Origin of the sequence: Myxococcus sp. CA039A (genome assembly GCF_013336645.1) — a bacterium.
Taxonomy (GTDB): Bacteria; Myxococcota; Myxococcia; order Myxococcales; family Myxococcaceae; genus Myxococcus; species Myxococcus llanfairpwllgwyngyllgogerychwyrndrobwllllantysiliogogogochensis.
In genome coordinates this window covers 1-21291 of the sequence record NZ_JABUMQ010000091.1, presented here as the reverse complement: position 1 = coordinate 21291, position 21291 = coordinate 1, and the positions used below count along the sequence as shown (strand labels likewise).

Annotated in this window: 20 protein-coding genes and 10 tRNA genes; 11 read left to right on the top strand and 19 right to left on the bottom strand. The window is 67.7% G+C overall.

Annotated elements, in window-relative coordinates:
- Positions 1-3 precede the first annotated feature (3 nt).
- From HR086_RS17160 to HR086_RS17140, 5 genes are read left to right on the top strand one after another with little or no spacing between them, the layout of a single operon-like run.
- On the top strand, positions 4-774 hold the full coding sequence (locus HR086_RS17160) for an ABC transporter ATP-binding protein (protein WP_141647711.1): 771 nt from the start codon (positions 4-6) through the stop codon (positions 772-774).
- Positions 771-2591: a long-chain fatty acid--CoA ligase gene (locus tag HR086_RS17155; protein WP_174460100.1), complete on the top strand. Its 1821-nt coding sequence runs from the start codon at positions 771-773 to the stop codon at positions 2589-2591. The genes HR086_RS17160 and HR086_RS17155 overlap by 4 nt, the downstream gene beginning before the upstream one ends.
- On the top strand, positions 2588-3481 hold the full coding sequence (locus HR086_RS17150; RefSeq protein ID WP_174460101.1) for a branched-chain amino acid ABC transporter permease: 894 nt from the start codon (positions 2588-2590) through the stop codon (positions 3479-3481). Before HR086_RS17155 ends, HR086_RS17150 begins: the two co-directional genes overlap by 4 nt.
- Before the next feature lie 20 nt (positions 3482-3501).
- Complete coding sequence (locus tag HR086_RS17145) at positions 3502-4590, top strand: branched-chain amino acid ABC transporter permease (protein ID WP_174460102.1); 1089 nt, start codon at positions 3502-3504, stop codon at positions 4588-4590.
- Positions 4591-4632: 42 nt separating this feature from the next.
- Positions 4633-5550 (top strand): transporter, encoded by a 918-nt coding sequence (locus HR086_RS17140; protein ID WP_174457016.1) that lies wholly within the window; start codon positions 4633-4635, stop codon positions 5548-5550.
- A 62-nt stretch (positions 5551-5612) separates the two neighbouring features.
- Here the strand turns inward: HR086_RS17140 and HR086_RS17135 are convergent, their stop codons facing one another.
- From HR086_RS17135 to HR086_RS17110, 6 genes are read right to left on the bottom strand one after another with little or no spacing between them, the layout of a single operon-like run.
- Entirely contained in the window at positions 5613-6260 is a 648-nt protein-coding gene (locus HR086_RS17135; RefSeq protein ID WP_174466149.1) for a hypothetical protein, read from the bottom strand.
- A 53-nt stretch (positions 6261-6313) separates the two neighbouring features.
- Entirely contained in the window at positions 6314-7408 is a 1095-nt protein-coding gene (locus HR086_RS17130) for a Zn-dependent alcohol dehydrogenase (protein WP_141645114.1), read from the bottom strand.
- A gap of 51 nt (positions 7409-7459) precedes the next feature.
- Positions 7460-8878, bottom strand: a complete 1419-nt coding sequence (locus tag HR086_RS17125) for an aldehyde dehydrogenase family protein (protein WP_174466148.1) — start codon at positions 8876-8878, stop codon at positions 7460-7462.
- Between the two features lie 36 nt (positions 8879-8914).
- Positions 8915-10111 carry a 3-oxoadipyl-CoA thiolase gene (locus HR086_RS17120; RefSeq protein WP_174466147.1) on the bottom strand — a complete coding sequence of 399 codons (1197 nt, stop codon included), beginning with the start codon at positions 10109-10111 and terminating at the stop codon, positions 8915-8917.
- 5 nt (positions 10112-10116) lie between these two features.
- Positions 10117-11640, bottom strand: coding sequence for a 3-hydroxyacyl-CoA dehydrogenase (locus tag HR086_RS17115; protein WP_174466146.1), 1524 nt, complete (start codon positions 11638-11640; stop codon positions 10117-10119).
- Position 11641: 1 nt separating this feature from the next.
- Positions 11642-12412 (bottom strand): enoyl-CoA hydratase, encoded by a 771-nt coding sequence (locus HR086_RS17110; RefSeq protein ID WP_141645110.1) that lies wholly within the window; start codon positions 12410-12412, stop codon positions 11642-11644.
- 105 nt (positions 12413-12517) lie between these two features.
- Here HR086_RS17110 and HR086_RS17105 point away from each other — a divergent pair, with 105 nt between their 5' ends.
- The 3 genes from HR086_RS17105 to HR086_RS17095 are packed head-to-tail and all read left to right on the top strand — an operon-like array spanning position 12518 to position 15541.
- Positions 12518-13369 (top strand): IclR family transcriptional regulator, encoded by an 852-nt coding sequence (locus tag HR086_RS17105; protein WP_141645109.1) that lies wholly within the window; start codon positions 12518-12520, stop codon positions 13367-13369.
- Between the two features lie 15 nt (positions 13370-13384).
- The gene (locus tag HR086_RS17100; RefSeq protein ID WP_141645108.1) at positions 13385-14536 is read left to right on the top strand and encodes an acyl-CoA dehydrogenase family protein; all 1152 of its coding nucleotides are present in this window, start codon (positions 13385-13387) and stop codon (positions 14534-14536) included.
- A gap of 45 nt (positions 14537-14581) precedes the next feature.
- A complete protein-coding gene (locus HR086_RS17095) occupies positions 14582-15541 on the top strand; it encodes an alpha/beta fold hydrolase (protein WP_174466145.1) in 960 nt (319 codons plus the stop codon).
- 5 nt (positions 15542-15546) lie between these two features.
- On the opposite strand, the gene HR086_RS17090 is transcribed toward HR086_RS17095, so the two are convergent.
- From HR086_RS17090 to HR086_RS17065, 6 genes are all read right to left on the bottom strand, one after another.
- Positions 15547-16506 (bottom strand): hypothetical protein, encoded by a 960-nt coding sequence (locus tag HR086_RS17090; protein WP_174457025.1) that lies wholly within the window; start codon positions 16504-16506, stop codon positions 15547-15549.
- 202 nt (positions 16507-16708) lie between these two features.
- Positions 16709-16781: transfer RNA gene (locus HR086_RS17085), tRNA-Val, on the bottom strand.
- 10 nt (positions 16782-16791) lie between these two features.
- A tRNA-Arg gene (locus HR086_RS17080) sits at positions 16792-16865 on the bottom strand.
- Between the two features lie 16 nt (positions 16866-16881).
- A tRNA-Glu gene (locus HR086_RS17075) sits at positions 16882-16954 on the bottom strand.
- Positions 16955-16984: 30 nt separating this feature from the next.
- Positions 16985-17057, bottom strand: a tRNA-Glu gene (locus tag HR086_RS17070).
- 108 nt (positions 17058-17165) lie between these two features.
- Entirely contained in the window at positions 17166-17330 is a 165-nt protein-coding gene (locus HR086_RS17065; protein ID WP_174457026.1) for a hypothetical protein, read from the bottom strand.
- 95 nt (positions 17331-17425) lie between these two features.
- Here HR086_RS17065 and HR086_RS17060 point away from each other — a divergent pair, with 95 nt between their 5' ends.
- The 3 genes from HR086_RS17060 to HR086_RS17050 all read left to right on the top strand — a co-directional run bounded on the left by HR086_RS17060 (position 17426) and on the right by HR086_RS17050 (position 20146).
- Positions 17426-18817: a hypothetical protein gene (locus HR086_RS17060; protein WP_174460105.1), complete on the top strand. Its 1392-nt coding sequence runs from the start codon at positions 17426-17428 to the stop codon at positions 18815-18817.
- Between the two features lie 57 nt (positions 18818-18874).
- Positions 18875-19666: an AraC family transcriptional regulator gene (locus HR086_RS17055; protein WP_174457028.1), complete on the top strand. Its 792-nt coding sequence runs from the start codon at positions 18875-18877 to the stop codon at positions 19664-19666.
- A gap of 90 nt (positions 19667-19756) precedes the next feature.
- A complete protein-coding gene (locus HR086_RS17050) occupies positions 19757-20146 on the top strand; it encodes a VOC family protein (protein WP_174457029.1) in 390 nt (129 codons plus the stop codon).
- A gap of 6 nt (positions 20147-20152) precedes the next feature.
- On the opposite strand, the gene HR086_RS17045 is transcribed toward HR086_RS17050, so the two are convergent.
- The 7 genes from HR086_RS17045 to HR086_RS17015 all read right to left on the bottom strand — a co-directional run bounded on the left by HR086_RS17045 (position 20153) and on the right by HR086_RS17015 (position 21043).
- Positions 20153-20223 (bottom strand) — tRNA-Ala (locus HR086_RS17045).
- A 104-nt stretch (positions 20224-20327) separates the two neighbouring features.
- A tRNA-Pro gene (locus HR086_RS17040) sits at positions 20328-20402 on the bottom strand.
- 28 nt (positions 20403-20430) lie between these two features.
- Positions 20431-20506 (bottom strand) — tRNA-Pro (locus tag HR086_RS17035).
- Positions 20507-20515: 9 nt separating this feature from the next.
- Positions 20516-20590: transfer RNA gene (locus HR086_RS17030), tRNA-Leu, on the bottom strand.
- A gap of 35 nt (positions 20591-20625) precedes the next feature.
- Positions 20626-20697: transfer RNA gene (locus tag HR086_RS17025), tRNA-Ala, on the bottom strand.
- A gap of 17 nt (positions 20698-20714) precedes the next feature.
- Positions 20715-20786 (bottom strand) — tRNA-Gly (locus tag HR086_RS17020).
- Between the two features lie 104 nt (positions 20787-20890).
- The gene (locus HR086_RS17015; RefSeq protein ID WP_174457030.1) at positions 20891-21043 is read right to left on the bottom strand and encodes a hypothetical protein; all 153 of its coding nucleotides are present in this window, start codon (positions 21041-21043) and stop codon (positions 20891-20893) included.
- Positions 21044-21291 lie beyond the last annotated feature (248 nt).

Sequence of the window (21291 nt, the reverse complement as noted above, 5' to 3'; positions counted from 1 at the left end):
GGAATGGCACTGCTGGAGCTCGACAACGTGGGCCTTTCCTTCTCCGGGGTACGTGCCCTGGATGGCGTCTCGTTCTCCATCGAGGCCGGCGCGCTGCACGCCGTGATTGGTCCCAATGGCGCGGGCAAGAGCAGCCTCTTCAACTGCATCAGCGGCATCCATCGCCACATGGAGGGCCGCGTGAAGCTGGAAGGACAGGCGCTCGCGGGTCTGGAGCCTCCGGAGATTGCCCGGCGCGGCGTGGCGCGGATGTTCCAGAATCTGGCCCTCTTCGAGCACCTCACGGTGTTGGAGAACCTGCTGCTCGGCCGTCACCCGAAGTACCGGACGGGACTGTTGCGCAATCTGTTCTGGACGCGCGGGGCGCGCGCGGAGGAGGTCCGCCACCGCGAGAAGGCCGAGGAGGTCATCGACTTCCTCAACCTGGAGCACTACCGGTGGATGCCCGTCTCGGTGCTGCCCTACGGCATCCGCAAGCGCGTGGAGCTGGGCCGCGCGCTGTGCATGGAGCCGAAGCTCTTGCTGCTGGATGAGCCCACGGCGGGACTCAATCAAGAGGAGACGGAGGACATGGCGAACCACCTGCTCGACATCCGTCACGAGCTGGGGGTGACGCAGGTGCTCATCGGCCACGAGCTGCGCTTCGTGATGGACCTGGCCACGCAGGTGACGGTGCTGGACCGGGGCCAGGTCATCGCGAACGGGCCGCCTTCCGCGCTGCGCGAGGACACGCGCGTGCTGAGCGCGTACGTGGGCGGGGCGGTGGCGGCATGAACGCGGCGCTTCCCCTGAGCCTCCCTGGCCAGCTCTTCCAACGCGCGGAGCAACACCCGCACGCGGTGGCCATCCGCGAGAAGCGCCTGGGCATCTGGAACGAGCTGTCCTTCCAGGGCTACCTGGAGCGCGTCGGCTGGGCGGCGCGGATGTTGTGGGAGCTCGGCGTGCGCGCCGGAGACTCGGTGGCCATCATCAGCGACAACCGTCCGGAGTGGCTGTTCGCGGACCTGGGCACCCAGGCGCTCGGCGCGCGTTCCGTCGGCATCTATCAGACGAATCCACCCTCCGACGTGGCCTACATCCTCAACGACGCCCAGTGCCGCGTCGTGCTCTGCGAGGACCAGGAACAGTACGACAAGGTCGCCACCGTCGCGGCCGAGACACCCTCCGTCCAGCACATCCTCGTCGTCGAGCCCCGCGGGCTGCGCGGCGTGGAGGACGCACGGCTGCGCACGTGGGAGCGCTTCCTCGAGGAAGGGCGCGCGCTGCTGGAGCGGGAGCCGGGCTGGCTCCGCGAGCAACTCGCGCGACGCACGCCCGACGAGGGGGCCATGGTCATCTACACGTCGGGGACCACGGGGGCGCCCAAGGGAGCTCTCATCTCCAGCCGCAACATGCTGGAGGGCTCGGCGACCTTCACCGCACAGCTCGGGTTGGGCCAGGACGACAGCGTCGTCTCGTACCTGCCGCTGTGTCACGTCGCGGAGAAGCTGTTCAGCCTGCTGTTGCCGCTCGTCGTCGGAGGGAAGGTCCACTTCGGTGAGGCCCTGGAGACGGTGCAGCACGACGTGGCCGAGGTCTCCCCCACCGTGTTCCTGGGCGTGCCGCGCATCTGGGAGAAGATGCACGCGTCGGTGACGGTGAAGATGCGCGATGCCTCGTGGCTCAAGCGCACCCTCTTCAACACCTTCACCCGACTGGGCGCCGGGATTCGCGAGCGGGAGCGCACCGGACAGCGGCGCTGGTGGGACGCGCTCGTGTGGCGCGTCGGAGACCTGCTCGTCTACCGGCCGCTCCAGGAGCGCCTGGGACTGCGGCGCTGTCGCTTCCCCATCTCCGGCGCGGCGCCCATCTCTCCGGAGCTGCTCGCCTGGTACGACAGCATCGGCGTCCGCATCTACGAGGGGTACGCCCAGACGGAGGGCTCGGGCTCCAGCCACCTCAACGTCCCGGGCGCCACCCGACTGGGCACCGTCGGACGCGCCGTGCCGGGCGTGGAGTGTCGGCTCGCGGAGGACGGCGAGGTGCTGGTGCGCGGGACCAACGTGTTCCTCGGCTACCTCAACAAGCCGGAGGCCACCGCCGAGGTCCTTGATTCCGAGGGCTGGCTGCACACCGGAGACTTGGGCGATATCGACGCGGACGGCTACCTGCGCATCACCGGCCGCAAGCGCGAAATCCTCATCACCTCCGGCGGAAAGAACCTGTCGCCCGAGCGCATCCAGAACGCGCTGAAGAACAGTCCGTACATCAAGGAGGCGGTGGCCATTGGCGACCGCCGGGCCTTCGTCACCGCGCTGGTGCAGGTGGACCCGGAGACGGTGGCGGACTGGGCGCTGCGCCGCAAGATTGCCTTCACCTCGTACACGGACCTCACGCTGCGGCCCGAGGTGCGCAAGCTCATCGAAGAGGAAGTCGCGCGCGCCAATGAAGGACTCGCGCGAGTCGAGCAGGTGCGCACCTTCCGGCTGCTCGCGCGCGAGATGACGCAGGACGCGGGTGAGGTGACGGCGTCCCTCAAGGTGCGGCGCAAGGCGGTGCTCGAGCTGCATTCAGCGCTGGTGGAAGAGATGTACGCGAGGACACGCGAATGACGCAGTTGCTCCAGCTCAGCATCTCGGGACTGGCGCTCGGGGCGAGCTACGCGCTCATCGCCCTGGGCTTCTCGGTCGTCTACCGAGCTTCCCGACTCTTCAACTTCGCGCACGGCGAACTGCTCAGCCTGGGCGCGTTCCTGATGACGGCGCTCGTCGAGGTGATGCCGTGGTGGCTGGCGCTCGCCGCCTCCGCGTGCCTCACCGGGGGACTGGCCGCGCTCCTGGAGCGCACCGTCCTGCGGCGCATGGTGGGGCGGCCCGTCTTCACCACCATCATCCTGACGCTGTTCCTGGGGTTGCTCCTGCGCGCGGGCATCGTCATCGCCTTCGGCACCGACACGCGCGGCATGCCGACGCCGTGGGACGCGATGGCGGAGGTGCAGGTGGGCAACTCCAGCGTGCTCCTGTCGTCACTCATCTCGCTGGGCGCGACGACGGTGGTGCTCGTCGGGATGCACGCGCTGGTGCAGCGCACGCCGATGGGCGTGGCGATGCGCGCGGCCAGTGAGAATCAGGAAGTGGCGCTGGTGCTGGGTATCCCCGTGGGCCGGGTGCTCGCCTTCACCTGGTTCCTGGCGGGAGCGACGGCCGCGGTGGCCGGCATCTTCCTGGGGATGTTCCCGCGCTCGGTGGACTCCAACCTGGGTTACGTGGCGCTGCGCGCCTTCCCCGCCATCATCGTCGGAGGACTGGAGTCGGTGGTGGGCGCGGTGGTCGCAGCGTTCATGTTGGGGCTGCTGGAGGTGCTGTCCCAGGCGTACGTGAATCCGCACCTGGGTGCCTTCGGGCACAACTTCCACGCCGTCTTCCCCTACGCCGCGATGATTCTCTTCCTGGTCCTGCGTCCGCGCGGACTCTGGGGCGAGCACGAGGTACGCCGCGTCTAGGCGCGCCGCGAGACGACATCATGCCAACCCGCCCCCTGGTGATTCGGTACGAGGACGACCTGAAGCTCTTTCCCGGCCTGTGGCAGAGGGCCGGCGTGGTGCTGACATTGAGCATCGCCCTGGCGTACCCGTGGCTGGTGAGCACGCGGTGGCTCACGGTGGGCAACCTGGGGCTGGTGGCCATCGTCGGCGCCGCGTCCTTGATGGTGCTCACCGGCTTCGCGGGACAGGTGAGCCTGGGGCACGCGGCCTTCCTCGCGCTGGGCGCGTACACGGTGGCGGTGCTCGGCGCGAAGCATGGCTGGCCGTTCTGGCTGGCGCTGCCCCTGGCGGGTGGCGTGTCCGCGCTGGTGGGCGTGGTCATCGGCGCCTTCGCGCTGCGGCTCAAGGGTTTGTATCTGGCCATCGTCACGCTGGGCCTGGTGTTCCTCACGCAGCACGTGCTGCTCGCGTATCCAGAGGTGACGAACGGGCTGAGCGGGACTGCGGTGCCCATGTACTGGTGGTTCCGCGATGACGCGGGCGTGGCGGCTTCGCTGAGCGAGACGTGGCTGGTGGGTGGGGTGGGCTTCACCTTCGAGCGGAAGCTGTACTTCGTCTTCGCGCTCCTGGCCGCGGGCACGGTGTGGCTGACGAAGAACCTCCAGCGCTCCGACAGTGGCAGGGCGATGATGGCGGTGAGGGACCAGGACCTCGCGGCGGAGGTGCTCGGGGTCGGCACGACGCAGGCGAAGCTCCAGGCGTTCGGTGTGTCGTCCTTCCTCGCGGGTATCGCGGGGGCGATGTTCGCGTTCCAGCAGCAATACATCACCGTCGAGCCGCCCTTCGACCTGAACCTCTCCATCCAATACATCGCGATGATTGTGTTGGGGGGAGTGGGTACGGTGTTCGGTGCCGTCAGCGGGGCGCTCGCGTTCACCTTCTTGAGTCCCCTGGCGGAGACGGTGGGCGGCGCGATTCCCCTGGTGAACCAGCTCACGTCCGCGCAGCAGGCGACGGTGTTGCTGTCGCTGGTGGTGGTGCTGGTGCTGGTGCTGGAGCCGCTGGGGTTGTTCGGCGTGTGGCTGCGGGTCCGACGGTACTTCCAGGCGTGGCCGTTCCGTTACTGAGTCAATCCAAGTCGTCGACGTTCAATGAGGGAGGGAATCACCATGAAGCGCGTGCTGCTCACTGTCCTGTTCGTATCGTTGCTGTCGGCCACCGGTGCCCAGGCCCAGCAGGCGGACCTGCGTGACTACGAGGCCGGTTTCTTCGTGCCGCACCGGGGCATCATCTCCAACATGTACCTGCGTCACGTATCTGCCTCCGGCGAGCGTGACTTCTCACAACTCCAGGCGGCCTTCCGCGCAACCTACGTGCTCAAGTTCGGTGACCTGGTCGTCGTTCCGTTCGACGTGAGCCTGCCGGTGGTCGACGTGACGGTGTTCACGGGCAACCCCGCGACGCCGTCCGCCCCGAAGACGGCGCTGCGCGCTTCCGGCGTGGGCGACGTCACGTACATCCCCACGATTGGATATGGGCTCGTTCAGAACCCCGAGGACAACACCCATACGTGGTTCGCCTTCACGCCCTACGTCACCGTTCCGGTGGGCCAGTACGACAGCAACAAGCTGGTGAACATCGGCGCGAACCGCTGGGTGGTGCGCCCGCAGCTCGTCGCGGGTCAGCGCTTCAAGAAGATCTTCACGGTGGAGGCGATGGCGAGCATGGCCTTCCAGGGAGACAACGACGAGTTCCTGGTGCCGAGCGCGGAGGGTGGCTCGAAGCTGGTGATGAGCCAGGCGCCGTCCTTCGGCGGCATCTTCCACTTCGGCATGGACCTGTCCTCCACGTTCTTCACCGGCGCGGGGTACATCGTCGAGGCGTCCGGCAAGCGCACGATTGATACGCCCGTGGGTGAGGTGGAGGTCGCCAAGCGCACCACGGTGCAGTCGTTGCGGCTGACGATGGGCATCCGGCTGGAGAAGGCGTCCACGCTGATGCTCCAGTTCCAGCCCGACGTCGCTGTCTCGGAGGGCGTGACGAAGAGCCAGTTCATCGGCGCGCGCTTCACGCACGTGTTCTTCTAGGCCGCGCGTCTTTGGGAGACGGCCCTGTCACTCGGGCCGCCTCCCACGTGGCTCGGTTCAAGTCAGAGCGCTCCCCCATCGGGCCAGTTCTTCCAATGGGTGTTAGGAGGACGAGAGGGTCGATACAAGGACGCATCACGCCGTGCGATGGCCTGCGCGAGCTGAACAAAGGTCTCACTCTCGCTGGGTCGCTCCTCCCCCGCCAGGTCCGGATGATGCCAGGATTCGAGCTGCAACAGCTTGGGAATGCCCGGGGAGAGGCGGGAGCCGAGTTCGTCCTCGGTCGCGAACAGCAGGTCGCGATGCTCCGGCACTACGCTGCGGTAGAGGTCCGTGAGGGCCCACGGGTCCTCGTGTGGAGGAAGTGAGATCTTCCTCCCTCGGATACTCAGCTCCTTCAGCCCGGGCCTCGCTCGTTCAGGATGCTCGGCGTCCTCATGGGCGCCCTCCACGGGGTAAAGAATGTCCGAGTTGGCTGTACCAGGCCGCCTGCCCAACGGCTCACCGTAGAGGTGAAGCGTATTAGCCAAGACGCCGCCGCGAGGTGCGTATCCGACCACCTCGATGACCAGTGCCCACCGCTCGTCATCCGAAAAAACGTGCAGGCGGGCGTCCACCAGATACACGTACCCATTGTCGAGCATGGGGAAGACGTAATCTTCGGCGGCTTGGTCCAACTGGGCGAGAATGGCTTCGGCGGAAGAAGGCATACCCGCCGAGCCTACCGCTCTCCGTGCCAACCACGAAGCCTCGGGAGTGGCCCTCAGAAGAGGACGACGCCCCGGGCATTCACTCCGCTGTTCATGTCGGTGAAGGCCCGGTCGAGCTGGTCCAGCGTGTACGTCGTCGTCACCAGCTCATCCAGCTTGAGCTTCTTCTGCGTGTAGAGCTCCAGCAGCCGGGGCATGTCGCGGTGGATGTCCGCCGTCCCGAACCAGGAGCCGAGCAGCCGCTTCTCGAACAGGGGCAGCACGAAGACGTTCAGGCTGATCTGCTCCTTCACGCTGCCCACGCCGACGACGACACAGGTGCCAGCCTTGCGCGTGCACTGGTACGCCTGCTCGATGGTCTCCTTGCGACCCACCGCTTCGTACGCGTAGTCCGCGCCCCGTCCCTTCGTCAGCTCGCGAATGGCCACTACCGGGTCCGTCTCTCGCGCGTCGATGACGTCCGTCGCGCCGAAGACCTTGGCGAACTCCAGCTTCCTCGGGTGGACATCCACCGCGATGATGCGCTCCGCGCCGGCAATCACCGCGCCCTGGATGATGTTCAACCCCACGCCGCCCGTGCCGAACACCACCACGGAACCTCCGGGCGGCATCTGCGCCGTGTTGAGCACCGCGCCCACGCCCGTCGTCACCGCGCAGCCAATCAGCGCGGCCTTGTCCAGCGGCGCGTCCTCAGGGAGCCGCACCGCCGCCCGAGCGGGAACCACCGCGTACTCCGCCAGCGCACCGAGCGCGGAGAAGACATTCAGCTCCCGCGAGTCCTTGCGCAGCCGCGAGCTGCCGTCCGGCATCCGGTTGCTCGCGTTGATGCGTTCGCCCAGCTCACACAGGTTCGGACGTTGGATGCGACAGAAGTAACACTCCCCACATTGCGCGACCCACGAGAGGACGACCTTGTCGCCCTTCTTCACGTGGGTGACGTCCTCGCCTACTTCCTCGACGATGCCCGCGCCCTCGTGCCCGAGCACACAGGGGAGCTTCATCTTCACGGTGCCGTTCACCACGGACAGGTCCGTGTGACAGACACCACAGGCAACCATGCGGACGAGTAACTCGCGCGCCTTGGGCGGCTCGAAGCTCACGTCGGTGATGGTCAGCACGTCCTTCTCGAAACACACGGCGGCCTTCATGGGGGCTCCTGATTCGGAGGGAGACAACGAGAGGGGGACGACGAACGAACGTCAAAGCTGCATCGCCTTGAGTTCCTGGAACTCCTCCAGCCCGTACCGGCCCAGCTCACGGCCATGTCCGGACTGTCGGTAGCCACCGAACGGCGCCAACGGATTGAAGCGGCCTCCGTTGATGTCCACCTGGCCGGTGCGCATCCGCCGAGCCACCCGCTTCGCGCGCTCCACATCCTCCGACCAGACGCCACCGGCGAGGCCGTAGATGGTGCTGTTCGCGATGCGGACCGCGTCGTCCTCGTCGTCGTACGGAATGATAACGAGCACGGGACCGAAGATTTCCTCCTGCGCGATGCACATCTCCGGCGTGACGTTCGCGAAGACGGTGGGCTTCACGTAGTAGCCCTTCGGGAGTCCCTCGGGCTGCTCGGGACCACCGGCAACGAGCTTCGCGCCCTCGCGGATGCCCTGCTGGATGTACTCACGAATCCGCGTGCGCTGCGCATCGGAGATGACGGGACCGAGCTTCGCCTCGCCCTTGAACGGGTCCCCCAGAGTGAAGCCCGCGGCCACCTCCGCGGCCAGCTTCACGGCCTCTTCATGCTGCGCGCGAGGAACGAGCAGGCGCGTGTGCGCCGTACATGTCTGCCCGCTGTTGAGGAAGCAGTTGCCGACACTCCGCTTCACGGCGGTCTTGAGGTTCGCGTCATCGAGGATGATGGACGCCGACTTGCCGCCCAACTCCAACGACACCCGCTTGACGGTGGCCGACGCCACCTCCGACACACGGCGCCCCGCGCGCGTCGAGCCCGTGAAGGACACCATGTCCACCTCGGGGTGACGCACGAGCGCCTCGCCCACGACGGGGCCCGTTCCCGAGACAAGGTTGAAGACCCCGGGTGGCACACCAGCCTCGTGGAGAATCTCCGCGAGCATGAAGGCGTTGAGCGGAGCCACTTCGCTCGGCTTGAGGACGACGGTGCAGCCCGCCGTCAGCGCGGGAGCCACCTTCGCGATGGTCTGATGGAGCGGGTAGTTCCACGGAGTGATGCAGGCGACGACGCCCACCGGCTCGCGCACCACCAGGGAGTTGCCCACCTGTTCCTCGAAGGAGAGGTCCTGGAGGAGCTGCACATAGGTGCCCGTGACGGCGATGGGCGTGCCCACCTGGATGGGCTTCGACAGCGCGATGGGCATGCCGAGTTCGCCCGTAATCGTCCGGGCCAGCTCATCCTGTCGCGCCGTCAGCCCCGCCTGGAGGCGACGCAGCAGGGCCGCGCGCTCCTCGACGGGGCGGGTGGACCAGGAGTCGAAGGCAGTACGCGCGGCGCGCACCGCCCGGTCCACGTCGTCCACGGTGCCTTCGGGGATTCGCCCCATGACCTCCTCGGTGGAGGCGCTGAGCACATCGATGTGTCCCGTCCCCAGGGACACCACCCACTCACCGTGGATGTAGAGCTTGTCGTAGACCTGCATGCGGTTCTCCCAACGTCAGAGGAATGAGCGGAGCCGTCAGACGCGCTCCAGGACGGCGGCGATGCCCTGCCCCACCCCGATGCACATGCTGACGAGCGCGTAACGACCACCGGAGACCTGGAGCTGGCGCGCGGCCGTCAGCGCCAGACGCGCACCGGACGCCCCCAGCGGATGACCGACAGCGATGGCGCCGCCATTCGGATTCACCCGGCTGTCGTCCTCGCTCAGCTCCAGCAACTTGAGGCAGCCGAGCACCTGCACGGCGAAGGCCTCGTTGATTTCGATGACGTCCACGTCGGCCAGCGTCAGTCGCGCCCGCTCCAGCGCCTTGCGCGCGGCCGGGACAGGACCCAGGCCCATGGTGCGCGGCGGAACCCCGGCGATGGCGGCCGAGACGATGCGAGCCAGGGGCCTGCATCCCGCCTGCTCCCCCACGTTGAGGGAGCCGACGAGCAGGGCCGCCGCACCATCGTTGATGCCGGAGGCGTTGCCCGCGGTGACGACCCCGTCCGGCGCGAGCGGCTTCAGTGTGGATAACTTGTCGAGCGTGGTGTCAGCGCGCGGATGCTCGTCCGCCGACACCGTGGTGACGGCGCCCCGTCGGCCCGGAAGCTCCACGGGGACCAGTTCGCCGGAGAAAAAACCGCGCGCCTGAGCGGTGGCGTATTTCTGCTGGGACGCGAGGGCAAAGCGGTCCGTCACCGCTCGACCAATGCCCAAATCCCGGGCGATGTTGTCCGCCGTCTCCGGCATCGTGTCTCCGCCGAAGCGAGCCACGAGGCGTGCGTTGGGGAACCGCGCGCCCAGCGTCGTGTCAAAGACCTGGGCTTCACGGCTGTAGGGCGACTCCGCCTTGCCCATCGCGAAGGGCGCGCGGCTCATGCTCTCCACGCCTCCCGCGACAAGCAGCTCACCCTGCCCCGTCATCACGGCGCGCGCGGCGTCCAGCACCGCGGCGAGACCGCTGCCGCACAGCCGATTCACCGTGACGCCGCCGACCTCGAGAGGCAGTCCCGCGAGCAGCGCCGCATGCCGCGCCACATTGCGGCTGTCCTCGCCCGCTTGATTGGCGCAGCCGATGACGACGTCCTCGACGGCACCGGGCTCGAAGGGGCCTCGAGTGAGCAGCGTCCGGATGACACCCGAGAGCAGGTCATCAGGACGCACTGGGGCCAGGGCTCCGGCATGACGACCGAACGGCGTGCGCAGCCCGTCGTAGATATAGGCGCTCATGAGAGTCACTTCTCCGGAGTGAGGAGGGAGACACCGAGCCGGGCTCGGCGGGACAACCACGGACTGGCGCGGTAGCGCGGGTCTCCGGAGGCGGAGTGGATGGCCTCCAGCACCCTCAACAACCTGCGAGGCCCGAGCGCGTCACCCCAGGCCAGCGGCCCTCGGGGATAGCCGAGCCCCAGCGTCACGGCGGCATCGATGTCCTCGGGACTCGCGATGCGCTGCTGCGCGATGTCGCAAGCGATGTTGACGAGCGCGGCGAGCACGCGCTGCGCGACGAAGCCCGTGCTGTCATGGATGCGCGACACCGCAGTGCCGTCCGCCGCGAGCAGCGCCAGCGCCGAGTCCAGGAATGGCTGACGTGTCACCGGCGTCGTCATCACCGTGCGGCGGCGCTCCGGACCGAACAAGAGGTCCACGGCCACGGTGCGCTCGGGGTCCACCTCCAGCGCCAACGCGGTGGTGGTCGCATCACGCCCCAGCGGTGCCACCAGACACAGTGACTCCGGCTCCGGTCGCTCACCGTCATCCGGGAACCAACCCGCCGCGCGCACGAGGGACAGGAGTGCGTCGCGCCAACCAGGCTCATCGGCGGCGACCCACACGGGCCGACGCTCGCCCGACGGAATCGCGGGCTCCGGTTCGACGTGCGGTTTGCCACCTTCGTGTGAGTAGAAGCCCCGCCCGCTCTTTCGTCCGAGCAGTCCCGCCGTGAGCCGCTGCCGCAGCACATACGACGGGCGGAAGCGCGGCTCCTGGTAGAACTGCTCGTAGACGGACTCCATCACCGGGTGGGAGACGTCGAGCCCCGTCAAATCCAGCAGCTCGAAGGGCCCCATCCGGAATCCCGCCGCCTCGCGCAGCACCCGGTCGATGTCCGCGAAGGAGGCAACGCCCTCCTGGAGGATGCGCAGCGCCTCCGTACCGAAGCCGCGCCCGGCGTGATTCACGATGAAGCCCGGCGTGTCCGCCGCACGCACAGGCCGGTGGCCAAGACGCAGAGCCAGCGTCACCAGGGCCTCGCCCACCCAGGGCTCCGTGCGAGCGCCCTCGATGACCTCCACCACCTTCATCAACGGCACGGGGTTGAAGAAGTGGAAGCCACCGACGCGCCCCGGGCGCTCGCACGCCGAGGCGATGGCCGTCACTGACAGCGACGAGGTGTTCGTGGCCAGCAGGCAATCAGGACCGACGATTCCCTCTAGCCGCGTGAAGAGTTCCTGCTTCACACGGAGGTCCTCGACGATGGCCTCCACCACCACGTCACAGCCCGCGAGTGACGACTCCTGGGGAACCGGCTCCAGTCGGGCCGTCGCAGCGCGCGCGGCTTCAGGAGACAAGCGTCCCTTCGCCGCCAGCGAGTCCAGCATCGACGCGACGCTCGCGCGGGCTTCATCGGCTGCCCGGGGACGGGCATCGAACAGGCGCACCGTGATTCCGGCCTGCGCGGCGAGCTGGGCGATGCCGCGGCCCATGACACCGGTGCCGACGAGGCCCAGCGTGAGTGTGGAGGATTGGACGTCGACCATGTCAGCGTCCCTCGAAGGTGGGCTTGCGCTTGTCCAGGAAGGCCCGCATGCCTTCCTTCTGGTCCCTGGTCGCGAAGAGGAGCTGGAACGCCTTGCGCTCCAGCAAGAGCGCCTCCGACAGCGACGCATCCTGCCCCGCGAGGACGACCTCCTTGATTTGCCGCACGGCCAGGGGCGGCATGCGCGCCACCTTCCGCGCGAGCGCCAGCGCCCGCTCCAGCACCTCCGCGTCGGGGACGACCTCCGTGACCAGCCCCATCGCCTCCGCTTCCCGGGCCGTCATCGGCTCGCCGGTGAGCAGCAGCTTCATCGCCTTGAACTTCCCCACCGCCCGCGTCAGGCGCTGAGTGCCACCCGCGCCCGGCATGATGCCGACACGAATCTCGGGCTGGCCAAAGCTGGCGCCCTCGCCCGCGACAATCATGTCCGCGTGCATCGCCAGCTCACAGCCACCTCCGAGCGCAAAGCCATTCACCGCCGCGATGACCGGGCTGGGGCACTCCACCAGGGATTGCCAGAGTCGATGTGTGTCTCGGAGCAACAGCTCCACCGGCGTCGCCTCCGCCAGCGCGCGCAGGTCCGCGCCCGCCGCGAAGAACTCCGGTCCGCCCGTCAGGACGATGCAACGGACGGCCGTGTCCGCTCCCAGCTCCAGGAAGCAGGCAGCCAGCTCCTGACGCAGCTCCAACCCCAATGCATTGCGAACCTCGGGGCGATGGAGTCGCACCAATGCGACGCCTTCCTCTGGCTTCTCAATGAGCACCTGAGCCATGGGCTGGTCTCCCTAATTTCGCTGTGCGAAATTGAGTTTCGCAAACCTTGACCCATTTGTACTGTCTGTTTATCGTGAAGGCAATCCCGCACTTTCAGGACCGCTATGCGACGCTTCGCAGCCCTCTCATCCCCTCCCAATGACGATGGTGCCCCCTACGTGGAGTCGCTGGAGCAGGTGGGCGAAGAGGAAGTGAAGGACCGTCAGTTCGTGACGGCGCTCGCGCGCGGGTTGGAAATCCTGCGCGCCTTCACGCCTCAGCGCCCCATGCTCGGCAACCAGGAGCTCGCGGCGAGCACCGGGCTGCCCAAGCCCACCATCTCCCGGCTCACGCACACGCTGACGCGGCTGGGCTACCTCACGTATTCCCAGCGCCTGGGCAAGTACCAGCTCGGCACCCGCGTGCTGGCGCTGGGCTTCGCGGCGCTGTCCAACATGGGCGTGCGCGACGTGGCGCGGCCCTTGATGCAGGACCTGGCGGACTACGCCAACGTCCCGGTGTCCCTGGGCAGTCGAGACCGTCTGAACGTCGTGTACGTGGAGCACTGTCGCTCCACCGCGGCGGTGACGCTGCGGCTCGACATCGGCTCACGGCTGCCGCTAGGCACCACGGCCATGGGGCGGGCGATTCTCGCGGCGCTGCCGGAGGGCGAGCGTCGCTACTTCATGGGGCACATGGCGAAGCGCGAGCCGGAGAAGTGGCCGCGCATCGAGGCCAGCATCGAGAAGTCGCTCGAGGAGTACCGCACGCACGGCTTCACGCTCTCCGTCGGAGACTGGGACAAGGACGTCAACGCGGTGGGCGTGCCCTTCATCGCGCCGGACGGCAGCGGCTTGCTGGCCTTCAACTGTGGCGGCCCGTCATTCCTGCTCCCACGCCAACGACTGCTCCTGGATATCGGTCCCCGTCTGGTGAATCTCGTCCGCAACGTCGAAGCGGCCCTCCAGCACCGCTGACAAGGAATCCCTGCCATGATTCGCGAGGACGACACACTGGACCCGCTGCTCGCCATGCTGGAGCGCTTCGTGAAGGAGCGCTTGATACCCAACGAGCATCGCGTCGCGGATGAGGACGCCATTCCTCCCGACATCATCATGGAGATGCGCGGACTGGGCCTGTTCGGCCTGTCCACTCCCGTGGAGTACGGCGGCATCGGACTGAACATGAGCCAGGAGGTGCAGGTGGCCTTCGTGCTCGGACAGACGTCGCCCGCCTTCCGCTCGCTCATCGGCACCAACAACGGCATCGGCTCGCAGGGAATCATCCTGGACGGCACGGAGGAGCAGAAGAGCAAGTACCTGCCCCGCCTGGCCTCGGGAGAGATTGTCGGCGCCTTCGCGCTGACGGAGCCGAACGCGGGCTCGGATGCGTCGTCGCTGAGGACCACGGCCCGGCGCGACGGTGACGTCTATGTGCTCAATGGCACCAAGCGCTTCATCACCAACGCGCCGGAGGCCGGGCTGTTCACGGTGATGGCTCGCACCAACCCCGACGAGAAGGGCGCGGGTGGCATCTCCGCGTTCCTCGTCGAAGCAGGCACACCCGGGCTGCACATCGGCCCCGCCGACCGGAAGATGGGACAGAAGGGCACGCACACCGCCGACGTGCTGTTCGAGGACTGTCGCGTCCCGGCGACCCAGTTGCTCGGGGGCGTGGAGGGCCAGGGCTTCAAGACGGCGATGAAGGTGTTGGACAGGGGCCGGCTCCACATCGCGGCCGTGTGTGTCGGTGTCTCCGAGCGCCTCATCCGCGAGAGCCTCCGCTACGCGATGGAGCGCGAGCAGTTCGGCAAGCCCATCGCGGAGTTCCAGCTCATCCAGGCGATGCTGGCCGACAGCCGCATGGAGGCCTACGCCGCCCGGTGCATGGTGCTGGACGCGGCCCTGCGCAGGGACCAGGGACAGAACATCAGCACCGAGGCGTCCTGCTGCAAGCTGTTCGCGAGCGAGATGGTGGGACGCGTCGCGGACCGCGCGGTGCAGATTTTCGGCGGCGCGGGCTACATCGCGGATTACGGCATCGAGCGCTTCTATCGGGATGTGCGACTCTTCAGACTCTACGAGGGCACCAGTCAGATTCAGCAACTGGTCATCGCGCGCAATATGATGCGCGAGGCGAGCTGAGCCGGCCCCGCGAGGCGCCGGCGCCACCCCGCCTTGGGAGCAAGCATGTACGTGGCATTCGGAGTCCTTGCTGGCATCACCGTCTCCGTGCTCGCCCTGCGGCAGTGGTTGCTGCGCAGGGAGGGCACGCCCAGCCCGAGCGAGCCCTTCGACGGGCACGTCTACCGGGTCGGCAAGGCGGTCATCGCCGAGCGACGCTGCGAGCAGCCCCGCGCCACGGTCATCGGCATGCACGGCTTCGTGGCGGACATGCGCTACTTCACTCGCCACTACGGCGAGGCGGACATCCAGCTCATCCTGGTGACGAGCTGCGACTACCACCTGCCCATCACCACGCCTCGCGAGCAGCCCGCTCCCTGGGCGAAGGTCCCAGCGCAGCCCGAGGGCACCATCTCCCACGACGCCGCGGTGCTGGTGCAGGCACTGGAGCACCTGCCGACGACGGACGTGGTGCGGGTGCATGGCCACTCGCGAGGGGGCGCCGTCGTGCTGGAGGCCGCGAAGCAGCGACCGGACCTGTTCGAGCGCGTGGAGGTGGTGCTGGAGGCCCCTGTGCTCCCGCAAGCACGGCCGTACACGAGCATGACGCGCTCGCAGGTCTGGCTGCTGCCCTTCGTCATTCCCCTGTGGCGCCGCGCGCCCATCTCCCGCCACAACCGGGGCGCCTGGGGACCGCTGGAGGACGCTCGCAAGCGCGAACTCATCATGGCCTTCCCCTTCAACCCGAAGCGGGTGTCGACCATGGTGGCCAACGTGCTGGACATCGGCGCCTGGAGTCGGGAGCGCGACGCTTCGCTGTTCCGGAACATTCGGCGCGGCACGGTGCTCGTCCCGGGCAAGGACCGGGTGCTGGAGTCCTCCTCCATGCTGGAGAGCGCGCAGCGTGCGATGCCGGAGCTCAGCGTGGTGACGCTGGACGGGTGCAGCCACTTCGTCCTGTGGGACCGGCCGGACGCGCTGCCCTCGCTGGCTCGCGCCACGGAGCGTCCCGCCGCGAGCGGGTGAGCTTCCTACTTCCGATGCCACCAGCGCTTGCGCGCGGCGCGGACATCGGACCAGTCCACCAGGCTGTCGTGCACGTTCTCCTGGCCCCGCTGCGCGTCGGGCATGTCGCCCGACTCCACCCGAGCGATGAGCTCCGGCAGCCGCTCGTAGAACGTGGGTGAGCGGTACTGCGGATGCAGCGTCCACAGGCCAGGGCCCGTGCCCAGGAAGTCCAGCCGCCACAGTCCCTTGCGAGCCATGGTCCGGGTGACGAGGTTCTCCGGCTCCCGGTAGGGGGGGTTGCCGGCGCGCAGCGCCCGCAGGGCATGGATGGGGGGCGCCAGTCGCGCGCGCAGCGGGCCCAGGCGCCGCGTCATGGCGTCGCGGTCCACCAGGAAGACCCGGCTGCTGAAGCGACGGAAACGGAACGCCTGGGGCGCGCCATCCGGCTCATACCAGCGGGCGTCCACGCCAATGGTGCCATCCGCCCTCGGAGGACCCGAGAGCGGACTGCAGCTCACCAGTTCCTCACGCGCGGCGAGCTGCTCCGCCGCCTCCGCCACCCACGACCGTGAGCCGCCGCCAATGAGCATGTCCGCGTCCAGGTGCAGGACATGCCGGTGCGCCGCCTGGGCCACGCCGAAGAAATAGGAGTGATAGGGGCCGCCGCGCGAGTCCTTCATCGGCAGGCGTGAGCCCCCGAAGAAGCGCTCGGAGAGGGCCTGGGTGGTGGCGGGCGAGTAGTCCACTTCCACCACTCGCACCCGAGGGTCCGCGGCGCGCAGCTCCGTGAGCAACGCCTCCATCTTCGGCTTCCGCTCCAACCACGCTTCCGCGAAGCGACTGCCCTGGCTGCGATGCAGGTCCAGCACCAGCAGGATTTCCCGCACGGAGGGACCGAGCTGACGGAGCTGGTGCGGCAGGATGAGTCGCGCGTGCGGGTGGTCCGTGGGCGCCAGGTTGATTTGCAGCGTGACGGCGCTCATGGCGCGCCCGTTCCGGCGTGGAGACCCGAGGCAACACGGACGGGCCTCGCCCACCACGGCCCCTGGTGGGCCGCGAGGCAAAGGCAGACATCTACGAGGTTTGAAGTGGGCTCATCCATGGCGGGCGGGTCACTCCTTGCCACAACCGGATGAATGACTCAACGCGCGGGCGCATTTCCTCGCGCCTTGCTTGCATCGAGAGTGCACGCCCCGGGAGTCGAACCCGGCGAAGGCGGTACGTCAGACCGCTGCCGTCACCCGCTGGCTCGGCGTGCATGTTGCGTATGGTCCTGGCAGGAATCGAACCTGCGACCTCTCGGTTCGCAACCGAGTGCTCTCATCCGCTGAGCTACAAGACCTGAAGAACCGCGTGAGTACCCCGTACGGGAGTCGAACCCGTCTTTCCGCAGTGAAAGTGCGGCGTCCTTCGCCAATAGACGAACGAGGCAACTGGCTGCTGCGAGACAGCTTGGGGAAGTACCTCGTACGGGAGTCGAACCCGTCTTTCCGCAGTGAGAGTGCGGTGTCCTTCGCCGATAGACGAACGAGGCAAGTGGGTACTGCGAGTGAGGGGACCCGGGGAAAAGGAAGAGGCCGGGTCCCCTCTGGGAGCCCGGCCTCGGAGAGCCATGCCGCGTCGGTCGACGTGGCGTGGAAGCTCAGAGTCCGGGTGGAGCTCCACGGAAGGACGCGATGCCTTCCAGGAACTCATCCTCTTCAGAAGCGGTGTCCTGCTCGGTGTTCGCGAACAGCACGGCGATGCCGCGGACAGTGTCGTTCTTGCGCTTGAGATTCATCGGGCTCATCGGATTCACCGTCGGCATGGTCACCGCTCCTTTCGCCTTGGACTGACGCATCTAGAATTGGCTCCTGACAAACCGTGTATTCACGTGAGCAACCCTGATTTAACGTCTCAAGCATGAGTTCATATCGACTCCCCGTTCGGGCGCTCGTTGTCACATGGAACGCCGTCGACGGCATCGGCACCCTGCGCACGGAGGATGGTGGCGAGGTCCGCTTCGGCGCCTCGGCGTGCACCGACTTCGAGCCTGAGACAGGGCTCGACGTATGGCTCGTGGAGACCAAACCCGACCCGCTGGGCCGTGGCGAGCGTGCCAAGGTGGTGAATCGCTCCGGACGAGTGGAGCAGGACAAGCTCTCCCAGTTCGAGCAGGAGGCCGCCGAGGAGGAGGCCCGCTTCGAGCGGGAAGCAGCGCTGCTCGACACCGTGGGGCTCTCCGAGGAGCCGGAGTCCACCGACTACGAGGCGCTGACAGCCAAGGAGCGCTCGCGCCTGGCCCGAGGGCTGATGGAGCTGAAGCGAACCTCCCATCTGGCCGAGGAGCCCTTCACCCACCTGGTCGAGCTGGAGCCCGCCCTCTTCCACCCATACCTCGACGAGCTTTCCCGCGAAGAGGAGCCGGAGTGCCTGGCCTGGGTGGACGCACCGCTGCACCGCGCCCTCGCGCTCACCCAGGAGCTGCGCACGGACTGGACGCCGAATCGTGGCGGGCCTCCCGTGGGCTCGGTGATGAGCCACCAGGACGCGGGGCGACAGGAGCGAGCCCCGGGAGACCCGGTGGCCGCCGCCGCGCTCGCGCTCGGGCGCAGCGGACACCCCGAGGCCCTGCGCGCCCTGGAGCAGTGGATGGCCGGGCTCGGGGAAGAGGAGCAACGCGAGGCGCTCCACCTGCTGTTCCTGGCGGATGTCGGAAGACGCCCCTCTGGAGAGCTGGTGTATCTGTACTCACGGATATGTCTCGAAGGTGTCGCGAGCGAGGCGTCCGAGGACGGCCCCGCGCCCGTGGCGAAGGGCCTGCTGTGGTTCCCCACCGTAGGTGCCGCCTGTCTGACCTGCGGTTCCGGACTGGTGGACGCGCTCCGGCTCGATGAAGACACCACGGGCCACCCCTGGCCCACGCGCCTGCCCACCTGCCTCGCCTGCATCTTCCAGGGCGGCGTGGTGCACGTGGAGGTGTCACGGGATGGAACCCTGGGACGGGCCGTCTCCCAGGTCTCTGAATCCCCGCATTCGCACAAGATCCGCCCCCCACCCACGGGCACGGTGGAGCTCATCCCCGGGCGCATCCGACGAAGCGTTCCACGGAGCGAGCGGGAACAGCACCACCGTCTCGGAGGAGCCCTCTCCTGGATTCAGTCACCGGATGTCTTCGACTGCCCCAACTGTGGCGAGCCCATGCGCGCCGCCGGGCAGGTCCGGGACGAGGACGCATGCTTCTCCGACATCGGCATGCTGTACGCGGTGGCCTGCGGGCCCTGCGGCATCGTCACCACGTTCTCCCAGTCGTGAAGGCCCGCGCGCGGCCCGACCTCCAGCGCTATCCTCCCTTCATGTGGAGGGTGTGGGATGCACGAGGGTGAGGCGTTGGGCGGCTACACGGAGGTGTCGCCCTCGGGAGTCCTGGCGGACCGGGTGGACGCCTTCTGGCGCTTCGTGGCCCCGACGTCCCAGGGAGCAAGCGAACCTCCCCGCGTCCACCGGGTGCTCCCCGACGGCTGCACGGACCTCATCGTCCACTTCCGCGACGCCAGCGCCGTCGGCCGAGGTGCCGAGCCCCGTCTGACGGTGGTCGGCCCCATGGAGCGCTTCGCCCTCGTCGACCTCGAGCCGGGCTCAGTGAACCTCGGCATCCGACTCAGGCCCGGCTGGGCGCTCGCGTTGCTCGGAGTGAGCCCTCGCGAGCTGCGGAACCTGAACGTCCCCGTGGAGGAATGCGCGCCGGTGTTTCGGGCCCTCCAGCAGCGACTGTCGTCCTGTCGCTCGCTGAAGCACGCCATGTCTCTGCTTCAAGAAGAGCTCTCGATTCGCAACGCCTCCCCTCGATACATGCCGAGGGCTCGCACCACCCATGCCCTGCAGTGCATCCAGTCGTCCGCCGGGCAGGTGCGCATGTCCTCACTCGCCCGCACCCTGGGCATCAGCGAGCGGACACTGCATCGGGATATCCTGGAGGAGGCAGGGGTGGCCCCCAAGCTGCTCGCCCGGGTGCTCCGCTTCCAGCGGGCCCTCGCGCGCCTGCGCACGGGGCAACAGGACCTGAGCACCCTCGCGCTCGACTGCGGCTACGCGGACCAGTCCCACTTCACCCGTGAGGTTCGCGAGCTGGCGGGAGTGTCCCCCACCGGGCTCCTGGAATGAGGCCTGTCCGAATTCTTCAAGACGCTCCAGTGGGGGCATGAGAGACCCGCGACTCCTGGCGGTACCTCACCTTCTCCTCGGAGCGTTCCCATGCAGCTCGGCTATGTCATCCTCTACGTCCCGGATGTGCCCGCCACCATCGCCTTCTACGAGACGGCGTTCGGCCTGAAGCGGCGCTTCATCCACGAGAGCAACTCGTACGGAGAGCTGGAGACGGGCACCACGGCCCTGGCCTTCGCGTCGGAGGAGATGGCGGCCCACAATGGCCTCACCGTGCGCTTCCACCGGCCGAAGGAGACCGCCGCCGCGGTCGAGGTGGCGCTCGTCACTCCGGACGTCGCGGCCGCCTTCCAGCGCTCGGTGCAGTCGGGTGCGAGCCCCGTCCATCCACCCAAGCAGAAGCCCTGGGGACAGACGGTGGCCTACGTGAAAGACCTCAACGGCGTGCTGGTGGAAATCTGCTCCCCCATGTCCGCCTGAGGTGAATGGAATCGCCGGGAATCGAACCCGGACCGCCCGGACGCCAGCCGAGTGCTCTCCCGTTAAGCCACGATCCCTGAAGGGGTGCTGCCAGCGCTCCGACAGGGAATCGAACCCTGTTCACACGGTAGACGGCCGTGCTGCGATCCAATCGCATCCCGGAGCTGATACGAACGACACATCTGGATGACAGGATTTGAACCTGCGGCCTCACGGATCCGAACCGTGCGCTCTGGCCAGACTGAGCTACATCCAGGAAACTCACAGCCACTGCGTGCAACGAGTCGGGACGACTGGATTCGAACCAGCGACCTCACGCACCCCAAGCGTGCGCTCTATTCCAAGCTGAGCTACGTCCCGAGACCACCATGCCGCGAGCGGGAGTCGAACCCGCAACCTCTGCATTCTGAGAGCAGCGCCTCTACCAGGTTGGGCTACCGCGGCGTTTGAAACAGACACGAACAACAACTGTGATTGAGTGGAGCCGCCGGGATTCGAACCCGGGACCGCTCGGATGCGAACCGAGTGCTCTCCCGCTGAGCTACGTCCCCATGAATGTCTTTGAGTAAGCAGCCTGCGGGATTTGAACCCGCGTCGTCCTGAGTGGCGCTCAGGTGCCTCGCCTCTCGGCCAAGGCTGCGTGTGCTGGTACTGGTGCGTGCCCGGAAAAAGAGAAGGGCCGGGTCCCCTTTCGGGAGCCCGGCCCTGCCTGCCGTGCCACGTTCGAGAACGGGCGCGGAAGAGTCAGGTTCCGGGCGGACGACCGCCGGCGGTATCTCCCAGCAGGGCTGGAGCAAGAGCGGTGGCAAGACCGGCGGGCGCGAGCGCATCGATGCCGCTGACAGTGTCGTTCAGAATCTCGGGGTTCATCGGGCTCGTCAGGTTCGCCGTCGTCATGGTCACCGCTCCTTTCATCGAGAAATGACGCGCGGATATTTCATCCCTGACATGCGAGTGTTTTCAGACAGGGATTGCCCCGCACACACCAGCATCCGCGAGGCGACACCCTTGTCGCACCGGGGCTGACCGGGCTTCCGGTTCGGGGTATGAGTCAGGACGAAGCCCGCGCCGCTTCCCCCTGGCCGGAGGGGACGCCGACGTCGGGGTGAGACCCCCTCGGATGAAGACCACCCTCCCCCTCGCCC